The sequence below is a fragment of the Bacteroidales bacterium genome, assembly GCA_018334875.1.
Classification (GTDB): Bacteria; Bacteroidota; Bacteroidia; order Bacteroidales; family UBA12077; genus JAGXLC01.
Genome location: JAGXLC010000442.1, coordinates 1 through 3,298, shown reverse-complemented (window position 1 = coordinate 3,298; position 3,298 = coordinate 1). Strand labels below are relative to the sequence as shown.

The following is a 3,298-nucleotide window of genomic DNA, read 5'->3' as shown; positions in this document are numbered from 1 at the left end:
GCAGGTAACCCCGCATTAGAAAAACCGGCTTTTTGCGAAATTTATTGAAGCAAAAAGCCAGGTTTTTCAATAGCGTCAGAATTATTCAAGAATAATTCGGGATAAGTCACTGAGATCATTGCGATGGGGTAAAAACATAGGTATCGTTTGGGTAAGTTAGCCTGAAGTTTATTAATATTGCAAAAGAACTTTAAAAAACAATGACTATGCTGGATACCATCATGCAACACCGTTCAATAAGGCAATATAAGGATATCCCTGTGGATGAGAAAGACCTGAATGAAATTTTGGAAGCGGGAACAAGGGCTTCCACAACCGGCAACATGCAACTCTATTCTATTATAGTTACCCGGGATGAGGAGAAGAAGAAGGAACTTTCCCCGGCTCATTTTAATCAGCCTATGGTTATGCAGGCACCGGTTCATCTGACCTTCTGTGCGGATATCAACCGTTTTCACAAGTGGTGTGAGCAACGCAACGCGGAACCAGGCTACGACAATTTTCTCTGGTACATCAATGCGGCCATCGATGCATTACTGGCATCGCAAAATGTTTGTCTGGCAGCAGAAGAAAAAGGTATGGGCATTTGTTATCTCGGAACGGCAACTTATAATGCCGAGCAGCTTATCAAAATCCTGAACCTGCCCAATGGCGTTGTGCCTGTTGCAGCCATAACCATGGGCTATCCCGACGAAAACCCCGGACTAACAGACAGGCTTCCACTGGAAGGAGTGGTCCATTATGAAACCTACAAGGATTATACCGCAGAGGATATTGACCGCATCTATGCAGAGAAGGAATCACTGGAGGAAACCCGGCAGATTATTGAGGAGAACAAGAAGGAAACCCTTGCCCAGGTGTTTACCGATAACCGGTATACAAAACAAGACAACCTGCATTTTTCCAAGCAATATCTAAAGGTACTGCAAAGCCAGGGATTCATGAACCACATATAAGACATTTCCGGCTAATAATTTTATGCTGCACAATAAGTCGTTGTGCAGCTTTTTTTTATTTTTATTGCAGATTTCAAAAAAAGATTTTAACCCGAATAATTTTGGCTGTCAAAGATTGTATGTTCTAAAAATCATATTGTTCACATTTTGTATTCTTAATGCCTTTATGGTAAAAGGACAGGAATACCATCTGGATATCCGGGAATCGGACACCACCGATTATATCATGAATCTTACCGGCTCATTGGAGGGAGATTACAAAGACACGGCCACCATACGCAGAAAACTGAGACAATCGCTGACGGATATGAGGAAGGCAGGTTTTCTGGCAGCCAGCTATGACCGTATGCGGATAAAAACAGATACGGTGAGGATGTGGCTGCATGTGGGACAAAAATACCATTGGGGAAAATTTTCCATAACCACCCCGGATTCCTCTCTTTTGCAAACAATTCCCTCTTTCCAAAAGATAAGAGAACAGGAGGTGATCAATCTGAATGAGCTGAACGCCCTGGAAAAACGGGTAGTCACCCAGCTTGAAAACCAGGGTTATCCCTTTGCTTCAGTTAAGATAAGCCAATTGGAAAATGCCGGATCTGATACGCTTAATGCCTCCCTGGTAATAGACCCCGGTAAACGGTATGTGATAGACAGCATATTAATCAAAGGCAATGACAGGGTGAGTGAAAAATACTTGTATCCTTACCTGGAGCTATTCCCCGGGATGGTGTATAATGAAAACAAATTGCAAAAAATCCCCGATAAGATAGAAAATCTTGCTTTTCTCAGGCAAATCAGGGACTTTGAATTAGAATTCTCCGAAGGTCAACGGGTGAACGTGTTCTTATATCTTGAAAAGGCGGCAAGCAACCAGGCAGAGGGGGTAGTTGGCTTTCTTCCCAAAGGAGACGGTAAAATCCATTTCACCGGAGCGTTTGACCTCAGCCTGTCAAACCTTTTCAGACGGGGCGGGCATATTGACATGAACTGGAATAGCCTGGAGGAACAATCCCAGGAGCTTAAACTGAACATGAACCATCCCTATCTGATATTACAATCTGTAGGAATTAATGCTGATTTTGAGTTATTCAAGAAAGATACCAGTTTCCTCTCCAGAACTTTCCGCGCAGGCCTGTCTTTTGATATCAACTCCCGAAGCTGGCTTGAAGTATTCGGTCATTTCGAAAAATCTTCCCTGCTATCCGAATCCGGGGTGGTTACAAATAAATATGAACCGTTTCAGACCAGGCTTTATGGAATTAGCTATAACTTCAACAATCTGGACTACCGGCTTAATCCTTCGCGGGGAATGTATTTGGATGTTTCTGGAAGCGTGGGCAAAAGAAAGAGAGGAAAAGACAGGAAAAGATATACCGGCGCCGAAGCCGGTCTTGACATTTCATGGTATCAGCCGTTTTTCAGATCCTGGGTGATCAAAACCTCCGGACATGGCAGATACAAACATTTCTGGTCCGAGGACAAAAAAGATTTCAGAGAAAATGAACTCTACCGGTTTGGTGGTTTCAATTCACTGAGGGGATTCGATGACAATGCGTTCCTGGCTCCGGCCTATTCGGTGATAACTTTGGAGCTTCGGTATATGCTTGCCAGAAACAGCAACATATATACGTTCTGGGACGGTGGATGGTATTACAATAATATCCCTTCCGCAGTCCGGCAAGATTTTCTTTTTGGATTTGGTTTGGGAGCTCATATCGATACCGGAGGAGGTATCATGTATATTAGCTATGCCATGGGAAAACAACACGGAAATCCCATTGATATTGGCTCATCCAAAATACACCTGGGATATGTTAATAGGTTCTGATAAAAAAAGAGGCCATCCCGACCCCATAACTGATCAGCTTTGTTATTCAGGATAACCGGAACTGGAATACTTTCCTTCCTGTGAGACCCTGATGGACGAACTGAGGGATTACCGCTTTTATGCGGAAGACATGATCCATCCGGGAGACACGGCTGTCATCTATATATGGGATAGCTTTTGCGATACCTATGTCAAAAAATCTACCCAAAAACTGATCCTCCTCTCGTCAGGAGAGTTTTACCTGTATGTTCCATGCTTCCCGCTGCCGGCAGGAAAGTTTGAACATACAGGTATGCTGTTCCTGCTCACTGGAGGAAATGATTTACACATATCAATGTTCTTCCTGCCCGCGGGAGGAAATGCTTTACATATATGAATTCCCTTCCTGCCCACGGCAAGAATAGTATTAATATATTAATGCCCTTCCTGCCGTCAGGAGTGATAGTTTTACTGTATAAATGCTATTCCTGCCTTCAGGAGGAGTAGTATTTATATATAAAAACTATCCCTGCCC

The 3,298-nt window shown here is 43.3% G+C and carries 3 protein-coding genes; all 3 read left to right on the top strand.

The annotated features are described in order from the left end of the window. Window positions 1-206: 206 nt before the first annotated feature. The 3 genes from KGY70_19510 (at window position 207) to KGY70_19500 (ending at window position 3,160) form a co-directional block, all read left to right on the top strand. On the top strand, window positions 207-956 hold the full coding sequence (locus KGY70_19510; GenBank protein ID MBS3777391.1) for an NADPH-dependent oxidoreductase: 750 nt from the start codon (window positions 207-209) through the stop codon (window positions 954-956). Between the two features lie 166 nt (window positions 957-1,122). Then, a complete protein-coding gene (locus KGY70_19505) occupies window positions 1,123-2,784 on the top strand; it encodes a BamA/TamA family outer membrane protein (GenBank protein ID MBS3777390.1) in 1,662 nt (553 codons plus the stop codon). Window positions 2,785-2,875: 91 nt separating this feature from the next. Then, entirely contained in the window at window positions 2,876-3,160 is a 285-nt protein-coding gene (locus KGY70_19500) for a GSCFA domain-containing protein (GenBank protein MBS3777389.1), read from the top strand. Window positions 3,161-3,298 lie beyond the last annotated feature (138 nt).